We start from the raw sequence: 14,828 nt of genomic DNA on the forward strand, positions 1-14,828 counted from the left end.
CGTGCCGCGTTATCTGGCCCGCCGGCTCGGCCAGGCCCTCCTGGTCGTGGCCGGCGTGGTCACTCTCACGTTCGTCATCATGCGCATGGTGCCGGGTGATCCGGCGGTGGCCTTCGCGGGGCCCAAGGCCTCGCCCGAGGAGCTGGCCGCGGCGCGAGCCCGGTTCGGGCTTGACGACTCGCTGCCCGCGCAACTCTGGAGCTACGTCAGGGACCTGGCGACGGGCGACTGGGGCACCAGCCTGCGGACCCGCCGGCCGGTGCGCGACGACCTGTTCGCGGCCTTCCCCGCCTCGCTGGAACTGGTGGGGGCGGCGCTGATCCTGGCGATCGCGGTGGGCATCCCGGTCGGCGTGCTAGCCGCCCGCTATAAGACGAAATTTCCGGACTTTGGGGTGCGGGTGGGGAGTATGCTCGCCGTCTCTGTGCCCGTGTTCTGGCTGGCCCTGGCCCTGCAAACGGTGTTCGCCAGCAACCTCGGCTGGTTCCCGGTCGCCGGGGAGTACGACGGCGCCCTCGACAGCAGCAGCCCGCTCACCCTGTGGACCAACATCACGATCGTGGACGCCCTCATCACCGGCAACTGGCCCATCCTCACCAGCACGCTCTGGCATCTCGTGCTGCCCGGACTCGTGGTCGCCGCCTACCCGGCGGGCGTCATCGCACAGATGACCCGCGCCGCGCTCATCGAGGAGGCGGGCCAGGACCACGCCAGGCTGGAGCGGGCGCTCGGCTTCGGTGAGACGTCCATTCTGACCAGGTTCGCGCTGCGGCCCGCGCTCAACCCGGTGCTGTCGCTGATCGCGCTGGTCTTCGCCTACGCGATCGTGAACGGGTTCCTGGTCGAGGCCGTCTTCAACTGGCCGGGCCTGGGCCGCTACGCCGCCGAGTCGATCCGCTCGCTGGACACCCCGGCGATCGCCGGCGTCACCCTGCTGGTGGCCGTCGTCTACGTGCTGGCCAACCTGGTCGTGGATCTGCTCCAGGGCGTGGTCGACCCGAGGGTGAGGGCCAGGTGACGACGGAGCCGGTACGGCTGCGCCGTACCCTGCCGCGGTTGCCCGACCGGTTCGCGGCGTTCGGGGCCGTGCTGCTCCTGCTGATCGTGCTGGCCGCGCTGTTCGCCCCGTGGCTGGCGCCGTACCCGCCGGACGAGCTGCGCCCGCTGGAGGCGCTGCTGCCGCCGAGCGCCGAGCACTGGTTCGGCACCGACAGCGTCGGCCGCGACGTCCTCACCAGGATCCTGTACGGCGCGCGCACCTCCCTGGTCATCGCCGTCGCGGTGCTGGCCGCCTCCGCGACCGTGGGCGTCACCCTCGGCGTCGTCGCCGGGTACGCCGGCGGCCTGGTGCGCGACGTCATCATGCGGGTCACCGACGTCTTCCTGGCCTTCCCCGCGCTGCTGCTGTCGCTGGCGCTGGCCGTGGTGCTGCAGCCGAGCGTCACCACGGTGATCGTCGCCATCGCGGTGACCTGGTGGCCCTGGTACGCCCGCCTCAGCTCCTCGGTCGCCGCCTCGGTCGCCACCAGGAGCTACGTGGACGCCGCCCGCTGCCTGGGCGTCCCGGCCCCGAAGATCGTCCTCAGGCACGTGCTGCCGAACTCGCTCACCCCCGTGCTGGTCCAGCTCTCGCTGGACGCGGGCGGGGTGATCCTCACCGCCGCGGCCCTGTCGTACCTGGGGCTCGGCGCGCAGGAGCCGGCCGCGGAGTGGGGCCTGATGGTGGAGCAGGGGCAGGACCTGTTCACCACCAACTGGTGGGTCGTCACCTTCCCGGGCCTGGCCATCCTGCTCACGGCCTTCGCCTTCAACGTGCTGGGCGAGGGGCTGCGCAACGCCCTGGACCCGAGGCGGGCGGTGATCCGATGATCGAGATCCGGGACCTCCGGGTGAGTTACGGCGAGCGGACCGTCGCCGCCGTGCCCGAGCTGGACGTGCGGGCCGGCGAGTGCGTGGCGATCGTCGGCGAGAGCGGCTCGGGCAAGTCGACCACTTTGCTGGCCGCCCTCGGCCTGACCGAGGGCGCGCGGGTCGCCGGGCGCGTCCGGGTGTGCGGCGTGGACGTGCTCGCCGCGCGACCGAAGGAACTGCGCCGCCTGCGCGGTTCCAGGGCCGCGCTGGTCATGCAGAGCCCGCAGGCCGCGCTCAGCCCCACCACCCGCCTCGGCACGCTGATGAGCCGCGCGCTCCGGCTGCACGGTGCGCGCCGGGGGAGCGCCCTGGACCGGGTGATGGCCGAGGCGGTCGAGGCGGTCATGCTCGATCCCGCCGTCCTGCGCCGCTACCCGCACGAGATCTCCGGCGGACAGGCGCAGCGCTTCGCCATCGCGCTGGCCATCGCGCTCGGCGCCGGGGTGATCCTGGCAGACGAGCCGACCAGCGCGCTGGACGTGACCGTCCAGGCCGAGGTGGTCGGCGTGCTGCGCCGGCTGCGCGCGGAACGGGACCTGGCCCTGCTGATCGTCTCGCACGACCTGGCCCTGGTCTCCACGATCGCCGACCGGGTGCTGGTGATGCGCGCGGGCGAGGTCGTCGAGAGCGGCCTCGCCGCCCAGGTGCTCACCACCCCCGCCCACCCCTACACCCGTGAACTGCTGGAGGCGCTGCCGTGACCATCCTGCGCGCCGACGGCGTCACCCTCGGCTACGGCAAGACCGCCGTCGTACACGACGTCAGCCTCGACATCACCGACGGCGGCGTCGGCCTGATCGGCGAGAGCGGCTCGGGCAAGACCACGCTCGCCCGCGCCTTCCTCGGCCTGCTGAAACCCCTGCGGGGCACGATCCGGTACGGCGGGCAGGACCTCCGCAAGGCCGACATGAGAGCCTTCCGGCGCAGCGTCCAGCCGGTCTTCCAGGCCGAGGCGCTCGACCCGCGGATGCGCGCGGGCGCCTCCATCGCCGAGGCGCTGCCCAGACGGGAGCGCGGCCGGGTGCCTGAGCTGATGCGGGAGGTCGGGCTCGATCCCGCGCTCGCGGCCCACCGCCCGCACCAGCTCTCCGGCGGGCAGCGCCAGCGGGTGGTCATCGCCAGGGCGCTGGCCGTGCGGCCGGAGCTGCTGATCCTCGACGAGCCGACCAGCGCGCTGGACGTGACCGTCCAGGCGCGGGTGCTGGACCTGCTGGCGGGGCTGGACGCGGGGCGGCTGCTCATCACGCACAACCTGGCGGTGGTGGGGCGGCTCTGCCGTACCTCGTATGTGCTGTTCGCCGGGCGGGTGGTGGAGTCGGGGCCGACCGCGGACCTGCTGACCCGGCCCGCGCACCCCTACACGGTGGCGCTGCGGGACGCGGTGCCGCGGCTGGGCGGCGAGCCGCCGCAGGCCAGGGGGCGGACCGAGGCGGCGCCGGCGGCCACCGGCTGCGCGTTCCGGCTGCGCTGCCCGCTGGCCGTGCCCGAGTGCGAGCAGGCACCCGCGCTCAGGCCGTTGAGTGGCAGGCAGGTGGCCTGCCACCGGGCGGAGTACGTCCTCACAGGGCTCGGAGCCCGTTGATCACTTCCAGCAGCACCTTCGCGTCGGGCGCGGGCGGCGGCAGCTCGACCTTCATCAGCTCCTGCGCGTGCAGGTCGCCGACGAGCACCCGGACCACGCCGATGGGCAGGTTCAGCTCGGCGGCCACGTCGACCAGCCGGGTCGGCTTGGTGCAGAGCTGCATGATGATCAGGTGTTCCGGCCCGAGGCCCGCCGGGGGCGCGAGGCCGCCGGCCGTGATGATCACGGCGATCAGGTCGATCGCCTTGCTCGCGGGGACGGTGCGCCCGCGAGTCAGCAGGTAGGCGGGGACGATCGGACCTGCGTCCTCGTCCAGCCAGCGCTCCTCACTCACTTGTCACCACCCTGATGCGGCGAACCGGCTCGGGCTCTGGTTCCTCTGGTGCTACCACGTGGTCTCGGGGAATGAGCACGATGGCGGTGGTCCCTCCATATGGCGAACCGCGCAGCGTCACGCGGATGTCGTGCCTGGCGGCCAGGCGTGCGACGACGAACAGGCCGAGCCTGTCGCTGTCGGCAAGGTCGAACTCGGGCGGGTCGGCCAGCCGTTCGTTCAGCTCGGCGAGCTCTTCCTCGCTCAGGCCGAGCCCTCTGTCCTCGACCTCGACGGCGAAGCCGTGCGCGGCGAGCTCGCCCCGCACGGTCACCGTGGTGTGCGGCGGGGAGTAGACGGTGGCGTTCTCGATGAGTTCGGCGATCAGGTGGATGACGTCTCCGACCACGGGGCCCGCCAGGAAGTGGGTGGGCATCGGGGTCACGTTGACGCGGGTGTAGTCCTCGACCTCGGCGGCGGCGCCGCGCACCACGTCGTGCAGCGGGACCGGCTTGCGCCAGCCGCGGCCGGGAGCGGCGCCGGACAGGATGATCAGGCCCTCGGCGTGGCGGCGCATGCGGGTGGTGAGGTGGTCGAGCCGGAACAGGTCGTCCAGCGCGTCGGGGTCGGTGGCCGTGCGCTGCATGCCGTCGAGCTGGATGCGCTGGCGGTGCAGCAGCGTCTGGCTGCGGCGGGCCAGGTTACGGAAGACGTGGCCGACGCCCGCGCGGAGCTGGGCCTGGCCGACGGCGGCCTCGATCGCGGTGTGCTGGACGGTGTTGAAGGCCTTGCCGACGTCCTGGATCTCGGTGGTCGTGCTGGCCACCTCCAGATCGGGCATCTCGACCTCCTCGCCCTGGCGCAGCTTCCGGACGACCTGCGGCAGCCGTACCGCGGCGACCTCCAGGGCGGTCTGGCGCAGGGCGGCCAGTTCCCTGGCCAGGACGGTGGCCATCCGCAGTGAGATCACGATGGACAGGATCACCAGCACCAGGCCGGTGCCCGCGAACACGAGCGCGCGGGTCAGCACGGCGTCGGCGACGGGCTCGGCCCGCCCGGTCAGCACGGCTCCCGCCCGCGTCTCGGCCTCCTGGAAGGAGGTGGCCTGCGCGCCGGCGACGGCCTGCCAGTCGCTGGGCGTGCGGCCCGCGATGATCTGCTCCTCCATGATCCGCAGCCGCTGGTAGGCCGGCGTGGTGATCAGGCCGACCTGGACGTCGCGCAGGGCGGGGTCGAGCTCGTCGAGGGCCTGGTCGATGATGAAGCGGCGGTTGCCGACGAGCTGGGTGAAGAGCTTGCGCTCCTCCTCGGTGGTGCGCCCGGCCGCGACCGCCTGCTCCCTGCTCAGCAGCTCCTTGGCGTAACCGAGGTTGATGACCACGCGCGACTGCTCGTAGATGGGGATGTCGTCGATCAGGGCGACGTTCTTGTGCAGGCCGAACAGCGTGTCGGAGATCGCGTTGTACGACTCGATGGCCTGGAGCCGGTCCGACAGGCCGGCGTCGATGTCGGCCCTGATGTCCTCCAGCTGAGACAGCCGGGTGATCGAGTTGGCGACCTGGGCGCGGATCGCGTCGCCGGTGTTCTTCGACCGGTCCGACAGCTCGCGGAAGCGCTCCCTGGCCTTGTCGGTGCGGGCCCGCTGGTTGTACGCCGCGGTGCGGGCCGACGGGCCGCCGCCGCGCAGCAGCCGGGCCGAGACCAGGCGCTCCTGCTGCAGCTCCACGATGAGGTCACTGGCGGGCTGGCGCAGGTTGGTCCAGAGGGTCTTGTAGGAGCGCAGCTCCAGGCTCTCGCCCGCGGTCACGAAGGTGATGGCACCCCAGAGGGCGACCATCGAGACCAGCGGTACCAAAAGGAGCCCTACGATCTTTACCCTGATCGTGATACTTCTGCCCACGGCACCTCACTCCGGTCGGTCCCGCTGTGGTGGAACCCCGGATGGGACGGAACGAGATTACCAAGTGGATCTCCAGATTTCCCGATTTTTCGGGATTTTGGGCATCGATTCGTGATCTTGCAGTAGGTTTTCGTTCAAGATCAGTCGCTGGGGGAGATGGATGAGCCGTCGTCTGGTAGCGGCCGTGCTCACGCTCCTCCTCACGGGGTGCGCCACGCCGCAGGTACGGCAGGAGCCGCGCGCCGTCGAATCCACCTTCGTCTACGTGCAGAACCTGGACGTTGTCACCGACTGGGACCCGGCCAGCTCCTACTCCAACGAGATCATCGCGCTGCAGAACGTCTACGAGTCGCTGACCGTGTACAACCCGGTCACCAGGAAGGCGAGCCCCCGCCTGGCCACCTCGTGGCGCACCTCGCCCGACGGCAAGGCCTGGACGTTCACGCTGCGCCGGGGCGTGAAGTTCCACACCGGCAGGGCGCTCGACGCGAACGCGGTCAAGGCCGCCATCGAGCGGACCATGAAGTCGGACGGCGAACCGGCCTACATCTGGGACGCGGTGGAGAGCATCAGGGCCGAGAACACGCACACGGTGACGTTCACGCTGAAGTACCCGGTGCCGCTCGACCTGATCGCCTCCTCCGGCTACGCCGCCTACATCTACGACACCGCCGCCGCGCCCGACCTGAAGAAGTGGCTCGCCGAGGGCCGGGACGCGGGCAGCGGGCCGTACACCGTGCAGAGCTGGCGCAAGGGGGAGCGCGACGAGCTGAAGCTGAAGGCCTTCGACGGCTACTGGGGCGGCTGGGACCGGCCGCACTACCGGTACATCGTCTACCGCGTCGTGCCCGACCCGGAGATCGCGTGGCGGCAGCTCCTGAACGGCGAGGCCGGTTTCGTGCAGCGGCTCAATCCTCGGCTGTTCCGCCTGGCCGAGCAGACGCCCGGCGTGCGGACCTCGCGGATGCCGTCGTTCCAGACCGCGCTGATGCTGTTCAACACCGCGAGCGGGCCGCTGGCCGACGGGCGGCTGCGCCGGGCCGTACAGAAGGCGATCGACTACCGGGGCGTGGTGGACGCGCTCAGCGGCGCGGCCACGCCGGCCACCGGGATCGTCCCCGAGGGGCTGCTCGGCCACCTGGAGGGTCGCCCGCAGCGGCAGGACCTGGAAGGCGCGGCCGACCTGCTCACCCAGGCGGGCTACGGCCCCGGCGGCAAGCCGCTACGGCTGAGCCTCACCTACGCCGAGGGCGACGACGACCAGCGGCTGCTGGTCACCAGGCTGGCCACCACGCTCAAGGACCTGAACGTCGTCCTCGACGCCAAGGCGATGCCGTGGGAGGAGCAGTGGGCCCAGGGGAAGGCGGGCGGGCAGGACATCTTCGTCATGTACTGGTTTCCCGACTACGCCGACGCCTACTCGTGGTTCCTCAACGTCTTCCGCGGCGGGCAGCCGCCGACCTTCAACCTGACCTACCTCACCGACCCGGTCACCGACAAGATGATCGACAACCTGCCCGAGCTGAGCGCCACCGACCGGCGCGCCGCCCAGCAGGCGTACACGCGGCTGCAGGCCAGGCTGATCGGCGGGCGCGCGGTGGCGTCGGTGCCGTGGGTGGTCACCTACCAGCGCGCCTACCTCGGCGGCATCCAGGGCTACCAGGACAACCCCGCCTACCCGGACGTGGTCTTCGTGCACGCCCTGCGGCCGGTGAGCTGAGCCTCAGGGCCGGTCCTGGGGCTCCTCCACGCGTTCGCGCAGCCGTTCGCGGATCTCGTCAGGGGTGTAGGCGCGGCGGCGGCGCTCCGCCCGCGCGATCACCACTCCGGTCGCGGCCACGCCCGCCACTCCGGCCAAGCCCAGTACCTTCCACCATCGCATGTGCCTACGCTAGCGGTGTGCTGACTCTCGACGAGGCCGTGAACCTGACCAGAACGGGAGATCTCTGGGTCTTCCGCGGGCGCTCGGTGCCCGACCGGGCCATCCAGACGATGACCAACAGCCCGGTCAACCATGTGGGCATGTCGATCGTCATCGACGACCTGCCGCCCATGATGTGGCACGCCGAGCTCGGCAGGTCCCTGCTCGACCTGTGGTCGGGCACCCACCAGCGCGGCGTCCAGCTCCACGACCTGCGCGAGGCGGTCACCGTCTGGGGTACCCGGTACGGCCAGCGCGGCTGGCTGCGCCAGCTCGACCCGGCGGTCACCCGGGAGATGGAGGACGCCGCGCTGCGCACGGTCGCGCGGCTCGACGGCACCCCCTTCCCCTCGACCGCGCGGCTGGCGGGCCGCTGGTTCCGCGGCCGAGTGCCGGAGCTTCGCCGCCGAGGCCGGGAGCGGACGCTGGAGAGCGCCTACTGCGCCGAGGTCGTCGCCGTCACCTACGAGGAGATGGGCCTGCTGCCCGCCGGGAAGCGTCCCAACTGGTACGACCCCGGCCGGTTCTGGAGCGGCGACGACCTGGACCTGGACGGCGACTACAAACTCGGCGGCGAGATCGCGGTCAGCGTTCCCGCCCTGGACGAAGCTGTCCAGGACGCGCCGGTCAGGACGAGCCGCAGGCGCATTCCGTGGCCTGCCAGACGGACTCGAACGCCTCCTCGGTGAGCTCGGTCAGGTCCCAGATCTCCAGCGCCTGGTCGGTGAGGAAGCCGTGCCCGTCCTCCAGATGCCGCCACCAGTAGCGGTACGTGACGCGCTCGATGTCGATCTCGATCTGCCGGATCGCCCAGTGCTCGCCCTCGCCCTCGACCGACTCGAACAGCCACACGCCGCCGTCGCCGTCGACGGCCTGCCAGTGGCGGCGGGCCGCCTCGGACTCGGCCAACTGCCTGATGAGGGGCTCGCGGACATCCTGGATCACGGCGCCCAGCTTAGGACGTGAGCGAGCGGCGCAGCCGCCAGACCCCGAGCGAGACGAGCACCGCGGCGTATCCGGCCAGCGTGGTCAGCTCGAACAGGGCGGGCTCGCCGAGCACGATGACGCGCGCGGGTCGGTGTGGCGTACATCCGCGTGGCCACGCCCAGCATGCGGGTCTCCATATGTCCGCCGGCCGTCAACGGCTGGGTGAAAGGGAGAAAATCCCGCGTATCGGGCATCCTCTTCACTACGATGTGCCGGTGTTCGTCGGGAGGCAGGCCGAGCTGGCCGCCCTGGCCGCCGCCCACGCGGGCGCGCGCGAGGCGGCCCGTGCCGTGCTGGTCACGGGTGAGGCCGGGATCGGCAAGTCGCGCCTGGTCGCGGAGTTCACCGGGCGGCTCGTCGGCACGCTCGTCGTGGAGGGCGCCGCCGATCCGGGGGCGCCGCCGTACGCGCCGTTCGTGGGGGTGCTGCGCCGGTTGGTGCGGGCGGCGGGCGCGGATGTGCTGCCCTCGGGCGGGCGGCGTGGACTGGCCCGGCTGCTGCCCGAGCTGGGCGAGGTCGAGGCAGTGCCCGACCTGGGCAGGGCCCGGCTGTACGAGGAGATCCTGGTGCTGGTCGAGCGGGCCGCGCCGCTCGTGATGGTGCTGGAGGACCTGCACTGGTCCGACCCGTGCAGCCGCGAACTGCTCGTCTTCCTGCTGCGCAACGTGCAGCGGCCCGGCGTGCTCGTCGTCGCCACCGCCCGCGAGGCGCGCGGGCTCTGGCCGCTGCTGCGCCTGCCCAACCTCCAGGTGATCGCGCCGCCCCCGCTCGGCCGCGCCGAGATCGCCGCGCAGCTCGGCGGCCTGCTCGGGCGCGAACCGGCCAAGGACACGCTCGACCACGTGGTACGGCGCAGCGAAGGCAACCCGCTGTTCGTCGAGGCGCTCGCCGGAGCGGGCGGCGGCACCTCCGCCGCGCTGCGCGAACTGCTGCTGGCCGAGGCCACCCGGCTGCCGCCGCCCAGCCGGGACGTGCTGAAGTACGCCGCGGTCGCCGGACCGCGACCCGATCACGACCTGCTGCGCCGCCTGGCCAGGCTCGACGACCAGGCCCTCGACGACGCGCTGCGGCCGGTCGTGGCCGCGCGGCTGCTGGTGGTGCGCGACGACGGCTACGCCTTCAGGCACACGCTGATCCGCGAGGCGATCTACGACGAGCTGCCGCCCGGGGAGCGGATCCGGCTGCATCGGCGGTGCGCGGAGGAGCTGGCCGACCGGCCCGAGCCGGCCACCGACCACTGGCAGGAGGCCGGGGAACTCGGCGCCGCCTTCGACGCGGCGTGGCGGGCCAGGCGGTACGAACGGGTCCTGGAGCTGTGGGACGCCGTGCAACGCCCGGCGGCGCGCGCGGGAGCCGATCGGGCCCGCGTCTACGAGCTGGCCGCCGAGACGGCGCTGCGGACGGGATCGGCCGGGCGGGCCGAGGACCTGGTCAGCCGGGCACTGGCCGCCCTCGACGCCCGCGCCGCCCCCGAGCGCGCGGCGCACCTGCTGGAACTGCGGGTGGCCGTACGCGACCAGCTCGGCGAGGACGGCCTGGACGACCTGCGCGAGGCCGTACGGCTGGCGCCCTCCTCGCCGCGCCTGGCCGCGCTGGCGGACACCCTCGCCTGGAACGGCCGGGACGCCGACGCCCGCGCCCACGCCCGCCAGGCGCTGACCGCCGACCCGCCCGTCCGAGCCCGCGCCCTGGTCACCCTGGCCACCCTGGAGGCCAGGGCGGGCGACCTGGAGTCCGCCACCGACCTGTACATCGAGGCCTCGCACACCGCCCGCAACGCCGGTGGCCCGGTGCGCTGCGCCGTGGCCGGCGACGCGTGGTGCGACGAGGTGCTGCTGGCCGCCGCCGCCAGCGAGGCGGACGTGCTGGAGGCCGCGGGCGAGCACGAGCGGGCCGTGACCGTGGCCCGCAGGGGGATCGCCGAGGCTCGCAGGATGGGGCTGGCCCGCTCGCGCGGCACGCTGCTGGCCGCCCACCTCGCTGGGCCGCTCGCCTCACTGGGCCGCTGGCCCGAGGCGCGCGAGGTGGTCGGCGGCGCGCTCGCGCTCGAACCGCCGCCCATCAACCGGGCCTGGTTGCTCCTGGTGAGCGGCGGCGTCGCGGTCGGCGAGGGCGACCTGGAGGCCGCGACCGAGGCGCTGGACGCGGCCCGCCCGCTGATGGCGCGCGGCCGGTCCAGGGGCGAGGACGCCTGCCTCGAACCCGACCTGCTCGACGCCCGCATCGCGCTCGCCGGCGGCGACCTGGACCGGGCGGCGCGGCTGACCGACCACGCGCTCGCCGCCCACGACCTGTCGCGCAGCCGCCGCCACGCCTGGCCGCTGCTGGCCCTGGCCGCCCGCGTCCACCGGGTACGGCACGCCTCCCTCGACGGCCTGCGCGTCGTGGCGACCACGCTGGCCACCACCGGCCGCCTCCAGCAAGCCCACCGCGCCACCTTCGAGGCGGAGTGCGGCGGCTCGTGGCCCGCCGCCGTGGCCGCCTGGCGCGCGGTCGGCCAACCGTACCCGCTGGCCCAGGCGCTGCTCAGGGACGCCGAGACGCACCCGCCGCTCTGCCGCTCGCGTTCGGGGGAGACGCTGCGGGAGGCGGCCGCCATCGCCGCCGACCTGGGGGCGGCGCTACTGCTGCGGGAGGCCGAGCGGCTCGCGGTCAGCGCGCGGGTGGAACTGGTGCCCGACCCCAGGCTGACTCCCAGGGAGCTGGACGTGCTGCGGTTGCTCGCCGACGGGCTCAGCAACCGGCAGATCGCCGAGCGGCTGTACATCTCGGCCAGGACCTCGGGTGTGCACGTCACCCATGTCATGGCCAAGCTGGAGGCGTCCTCCAGGATCGAGGCGGCCACCCTCGCCCGGCGGCTGCGCCTGATCTAGGCGTCATCGCAGGTAAACTTTCGCTCCTTCTGGGGGCATTCTCTGGGCGGAACTCTCAAACACTGGGGACAGCGTGAGCCGTGAGCGGCTGCGGCCGGTCGACCTGGCGCGTGGGCACGGCCTGTCCACGCAGGCGATTCGGAACTATGAAGAAGCGGGCATCCTCCCGCGATCGGAGCGCACACCCCACGGCTACCGGGTCTACACCCCTCTCCACGCCCTGGCGCTGCGCGTCTTCGCCGCGCTGGTGCCGGCGCACGGCCACCAGACCGCGACCGCGATCATGCGGGCGGTGAACCGGGACGCGGTCGTGGACGCCCTCACGCTGATCGACGAGAGCCACGCGCAGCTCCTCCAGGACCGGCAGACGCTCTCCGCCGTCGCGAAGGCGCTCCGGGACCTGGTGCCGTCGGGGCCGTCCACCCCGCCCCCGTCCGGGGTGACGTTCGTCGGGCCACTCGCCAGGCAACTGGGGATCCGGCCCGCGACCCTGCGCAAATGGGAGCGGGCCGGCCTGATCCATCCGCAGCGGGACCCCAAGACCGGATACCGCGTCTACACGCCCGCCGACGTCCGGGACGCCCGGCTGGCCCACCAGCTCAGGCGCGGCGGATACCTGCTGAACCAGATCTCCCCGCTCCTCGCACAGGTGCGGGCGGCCGGAGGAGTGGCGCCGCTGGAGGCCGCCCTGACCGAATGGCGCGACCGGCTCACCACGCGCGGCGTCGCCATGCTGACCGGCGCGGCCGAACTCCACGCCTACCTGGAGGAACGCCGCGCCGTCTAGGCGCGGATCTCCAGCAGCTCGGCGAGCGCGGCCCGGTCGCTGACGCCGGTCTTGTCGTAGACGGCGTACAGCGTGTTGGCGACGGTGCGGATCGACACCACCAGCCGCTCGGCGATCTCCCTGTTGGTCAGTCCCCGCGCGGCGAGCATGGCGACCTCGCGCTGCCGGGGCGTCAGGCCGGGCACGTCCAGGTCGACCAGCGCGGGCGTGTGGGCGCCCTGGCAGTGCCCGGCCAGCGCGGCGGCCCGGGTGCCGGCGGCCCGCGCGCCGCGCTGCAGCCCGTCGGCGCGGTACCGGCGGGCCGCGCCGGCCGCCGCCTCGGCCGCGAGCAGCAGCATGCCGAGCTCCTCGAAGCCGTGCGAGACGGCGTCGAGGTCGTGGCCGGTGCGGGCGGCGGCGTGCCGGGCGAACAGCGGGATCAGCGCGCCCTCGGCGGGTAACGCGGCCAGGCGGGCGGCGGCCAGGTCCGGGCGGCCCAGCCGTACCAGGTCGTGCAGGGCGAACGGAACGTGCCAGGGCAGGCCGCCGTCGGCGACCGCGAGCGCGGTCGCGACGGCTCCCGCGAGGTCGCCGCGCGCGGCCAGCGTCCACACCCGGCCGACCAGCACCGGCAGCGTGACGTACGGCCCGACCGCCACCTCCGCCGACCCGGCCAGGGCCAGCGCCTCCTCGGCCGCCGTCACGTCGCCGAGCAGCGCGTGCACCTGGGCCAGCTCGCCCAGCAGCAGCCCGGCCAGCGGAGACCTGGCCGGCAGGTGGGTGGCGGCGTCCTGGAGGCAGCCGAGGGCCTCGCGGACCCGGCCGCGCAGCACCAGCACGTTCGACCTGCGGGTGCCGAACTGCAGCAGGGCCCTGGACCAGGAGCCCAGCTCGCCGCCGAGCCGGTGGCCGTCGTCGGCGAGGCGTCGCGCCCGGTCCAGGTCGCCGAGCTGCAGCGCGGCCAGCACGCCCGCGTCCAGCAGCGCGGCGCTGAGGCTGGGCAGCGGGTCGGGCATCCTGGCGATCTCGGCCAGCGTACGGTCGACGACCCGCAGGCACTCGCCCGCCCGGCCCTCGGCCGCCAGCACGCCCGCCTCGGTGGCGTCGCCGGCCCGCCCCTGCCAGAGATCGGCGTGGGTGGATGGGCGCGAGCTCAGCGACCTGGCGGTGGCCAGGTCCCCGGCGAACAGCTCGATCGAGGCCCGCGCCCGCATCAGCCCTTCGAGCTCGCGCGGGCCGGTCAGCCGCTCGCGCGTGGCCGCCAGCACGGCTCTGGCCTCCTCGACCCGGCCGCACCCCCAGAACAGGTTGAACGCCCGCACGATGCCGCACTCGGCCACGGCGACCTCGTCGGGCTCCAGGCCGGTGGCGGCGGCCAAGACCGCCTCCGACTCCTCGTTGCGGTCGGCGTAGAAGAGCACACCGCCGAGCGCGATCCTGGCCGGGTACCCGCCGCCCGCGGCCACGGCCGCCCGGCCGAGCCGCTCGGCCAGTTCCAGGTCGCGCACCGACCTGGCCCGGTTGCAGGCGGCCAGCAGCGGGCCAGGGTCGCCGGGGGAGCCGCCGTCGAGCCGCCACACCGCCACCCGCAGGACGTCCTCGCGCCGCCGCAGCCCGGTCCGCTCGACGTGCTCGGCCAGCCGCCGCACCATCACGCGCGCGCGCAGCACGCCGCACCCGGCCCTGATCACCTCGCCGTACAGCGGGTGGGCCAGCCGTACCTGCAGCCGCTTGCCGTCGCGCTGTACGGTCACCAGCTGGCGGTCCTCCAGCCGCTCGACCGTGGCCGGCGAGGTCAGCCCGGCCAGCAGGTCGGCGCCGAGCGGCTCGCCGAACGCGAGGTACTCCAGCGCGCCGCGCTCGTCGCCGGTGAGCTCGCCGATCCGTCCGGCGATCGTCTCGCGCAGCGACGGCGTCATCGACAGCGGCCCGCGCCACACCCCGCCCGCGTCGGTCAGCGCCCCGGACAGCACCAGCTCGCGCAGGTAGAGGGCGTTGCCCCGGCTCACCTGCCAGAGCCTGGTGACCGCGGCCTCCTCGACCCGGCCGCCGAGCGCGGCGCCGAGCAGCGCCGCGGTCTCCTCGACTGACAGCGGGCCGAGGTCGAGGCGGGGGAGCAGGTCGTCCTTCCACAATGCCCGCACCGCGTCCGGGGACGGCGTCTCGCTGCGCACGGTCGCGATCACCCGGGCCCGGTGCAGCGTGACCAGGTGGTGGACCAGCGCGGCCGAGGCGGGATCGAGCAGGTGCGCGTCGTCGACGACCAGCACGGGGGCCTTGACGGAGGCGGCGGCCCACCCGAGCGGGTTGCCCTTGGGCGGGGCCGAGGGGAGCAGCGGGCCGAACGCGCCGAGCGGCAGCTCCGCCGCCGCGGCCGTCGCCCGCACCCATGCCACGCCCGGCAGCCTGCGTACGGCCTGCGCCACCAGCCGGCTCTTGCCCGCGCCGGGCGGTCCCACCACGACGAGGCCACCGGCCGCCGACCTGATCTCGGCGAGCTGAGCTGTGCGGCCGGCGAACGGCCACGCGCCTGCCATGCTCCGAGAGTATTTGAGTAGACCGTACTCATGCGACC

Annotated in this window: 13 protein-coding genes; 8 read left to right on the forward strand and 5 right to left on the reverse strand. The window is 73.6% G+C overall.

Features of this window, described 5'->3' with window-relative positions:
* Position 1 precedes the first annotated feature (1 nt).
* From ABZ911_RS23140 to ABZ911_RS23155, 4 genes are read left to right on the forward strand one after another with little or no spacing between them, the layout of a single operon-like run.
* Positions 2–1,018, forward strand: a complete 1,017-nt coding sequence (locus ABZ911_RS23140; protein ID WP_358059270.1) for an ABC transporter permease — start codon at positions 2–4, stop codon at positions 1,016–1,018.
* On the forward strand, positions 1,015–1,869 hold the full coding sequence (locus ABZ911_RS23145) for an ABC transporter permease (protein WP_358059273.1): 855 nt from the start codon (positions 1,015–1,017) through the stop codon (positions 1,867–1,869). Before ABZ911_RS23140 ends, ABZ911_RS23145 begins: the two co-directional genes overlap by 4 nt.
* Positions 1,866–2,612, forward strand: coding sequence for an ABC transporter ATP-binding protein (locus ABZ911_RS23150; RefSeq protein WP_358059275.1), 747 nt, complete (start codon positions 1,866–1,868; stop codon positions 2,610–2,612). Before ABZ911_RS23145 ends, ABZ911_RS23150 begins: the two co-directional genes overlap by 4 nt.
* A complete protein-coding gene (locus ABZ911_RS23155; protein WP_358059278.1) occupies positions 2,609–3,493 on the forward strand; it encodes an ABC transporter ATP-binding protein in 885 nt (294 codons plus the stop codon). The genes ABZ911_RS23150 and ABZ911_RS23155 overlap by 4 nt, the downstream gene beginning before the upstream one ends.
* On the opposite strand, the gene ABZ911_RS23160 is transcribed toward ABZ911_RS23155, so the two are convergent.
* Positions 3,471–3,827 carry a DUF742 domain-containing protein gene (locus ABZ911_RS23160; protein WP_358059281.1) on the reverse strand — a complete coding sequence of 119 codons (357 nt, stop codon included), beginning with the start codon at positions 3,825–3,827 and terminating at the stop codon, positions 3,471–3,473. The genes ABZ911_RS23155 and ABZ911_RS23160 overlap by 23 nt on opposite strands.
* Positions 3,820–5,643 (reverse strand): nitrate- and nitrite sensing domain-containing protein, encoded by a 1,824-nt coding sequence (locus ABZ911_RS23165; protein ID WP_358059284.1) that lies wholly within the window; start codon positions 5,641–5,643, stop codon positions 3,820–3,822. Before ABZ911_RS23165 ends, ABZ911_RS23160 begins: the two co-directional genes overlap by 8 nt.
* A gap of 223 nt (positions 5,644–5,866) precedes the next feature.
* Here ABZ911_RS23165 and ABZ911_RS23170 point away from each other — a divergent pair, with 223 nt between their 5' ends.
* Positions 5,867–7,426, forward strand: a complete 1,560-nt coding sequence (locus ABZ911_RS23170; protein WP_358059287.1) for an ABC transporter substrate-binding protein — start codon at positions 5,867–5,869, stop codon at positions 7,424–7,426.
* A 3-nt stretch (positions 7,427–7,429) separates the two neighbouring features.
* Here the strand turns inward: ABZ911_RS23170 and ABZ911_RS23175 are convergent, their stop codons facing one another.
* Positions 7,430–7,588, reverse strand: a complete 159-nt coding sequence (locus ABZ911_RS23175; protein WP_358059358.1) for a hypothetical protein — start codon at positions 7,586–7,588, stop codon at positions 7,430–7,432.
* Positions 7,589–7,608: 20 nt separating this feature from the next.
* On the opposite strand from ABZ911_RS23175, the gene ABZ911_RS23180 reads away from it, so the two are divergent.
* Positions 7,609–8,316, forward strand: a complete 708-nt coding sequence (locus ABZ911_RS23180; RefSeq protein ID WP_358059355.1) for a hypothetical protein — start codon at positions 7,609–7,611, stop codon at positions 8,314–8,316.
* On the opposite strand, the gene ABZ911_RS23185 is transcribed toward ABZ911_RS23180, so the two are convergent.
* Positions 8,255–8,572 (reverse strand): hypothetical protein, encoded by a 318-nt coding sequence (locus tag ABZ911_RS23185; RefSeq protein ID WP_358059290.1) that lies wholly within the window; start codon positions 8,570–8,572, stop codon positions 8,255–8,257. The genes ABZ911_RS23180 and ABZ911_RS23185 overlap by 62 nt on opposite strands.
* Before the next feature lie 257 nt (positions 8,573–8,829).
* Here ABZ911_RS23185 and ABZ911_RS23190 point away from each other — a divergent pair, with 257 nt between their 5' ends.
* Both ABZ911_RS23190 and ABZ911_RS23195 read left to right on the forward strand, forming a co-directional pair.
* Positions 8,830–11,487: an AAA family ATPase gene (locus ABZ911_RS23190; protein ID WP_358059293.1), complete on the forward strand. Its 2,658-nt coding sequence runs from the start codon at positions 8,830–8,832 to the stop codon at positions 11,485–11,487.
* Between the two features lie 73 nt (positions 11,488–11,560).
* Positions 11,561–12,274 (forward strand): TioE family transcriptional regulator, encoded by a 714-nt coding sequence (locus ABZ911_RS23195; protein WP_358059296.1) that lies wholly within the window; start codon positions 11,561–11,563, stop codon positions 12,272–12,274.
* On the opposite strand, the gene ABZ911_RS23200 is transcribed toward ABZ911_RS23195, so the two are convergent.
* On the reverse strand, positions 12,271–14,790 hold the full coding sequence (locus tag ABZ911_RS23200) for a LuxR C-terminal-related transcriptional regulator (protein ID WP_358059299.1): 2,520 nt from the start codon (positions 14,788–14,790) through the stop codon (positions 12,271–12,273). The two genes, ABZ911_RS23195 and ABZ911_RS23200, sit on opposite strands and share 4 nt — an antisense overlap.
* Positions 14,791–14,828: the final 38 nt, after the last annotated feature.

Origin of the sequence: Nonomuraea sp. NPDC046570, assembly GCF_040645915.1 — a bacterium.
Classification (GTDB): domain Bacteria; phylum Actinomycetota; class Actinomycetes; order Streptosporangiales; family Streptosporangiaceae; genus Nonomuraea.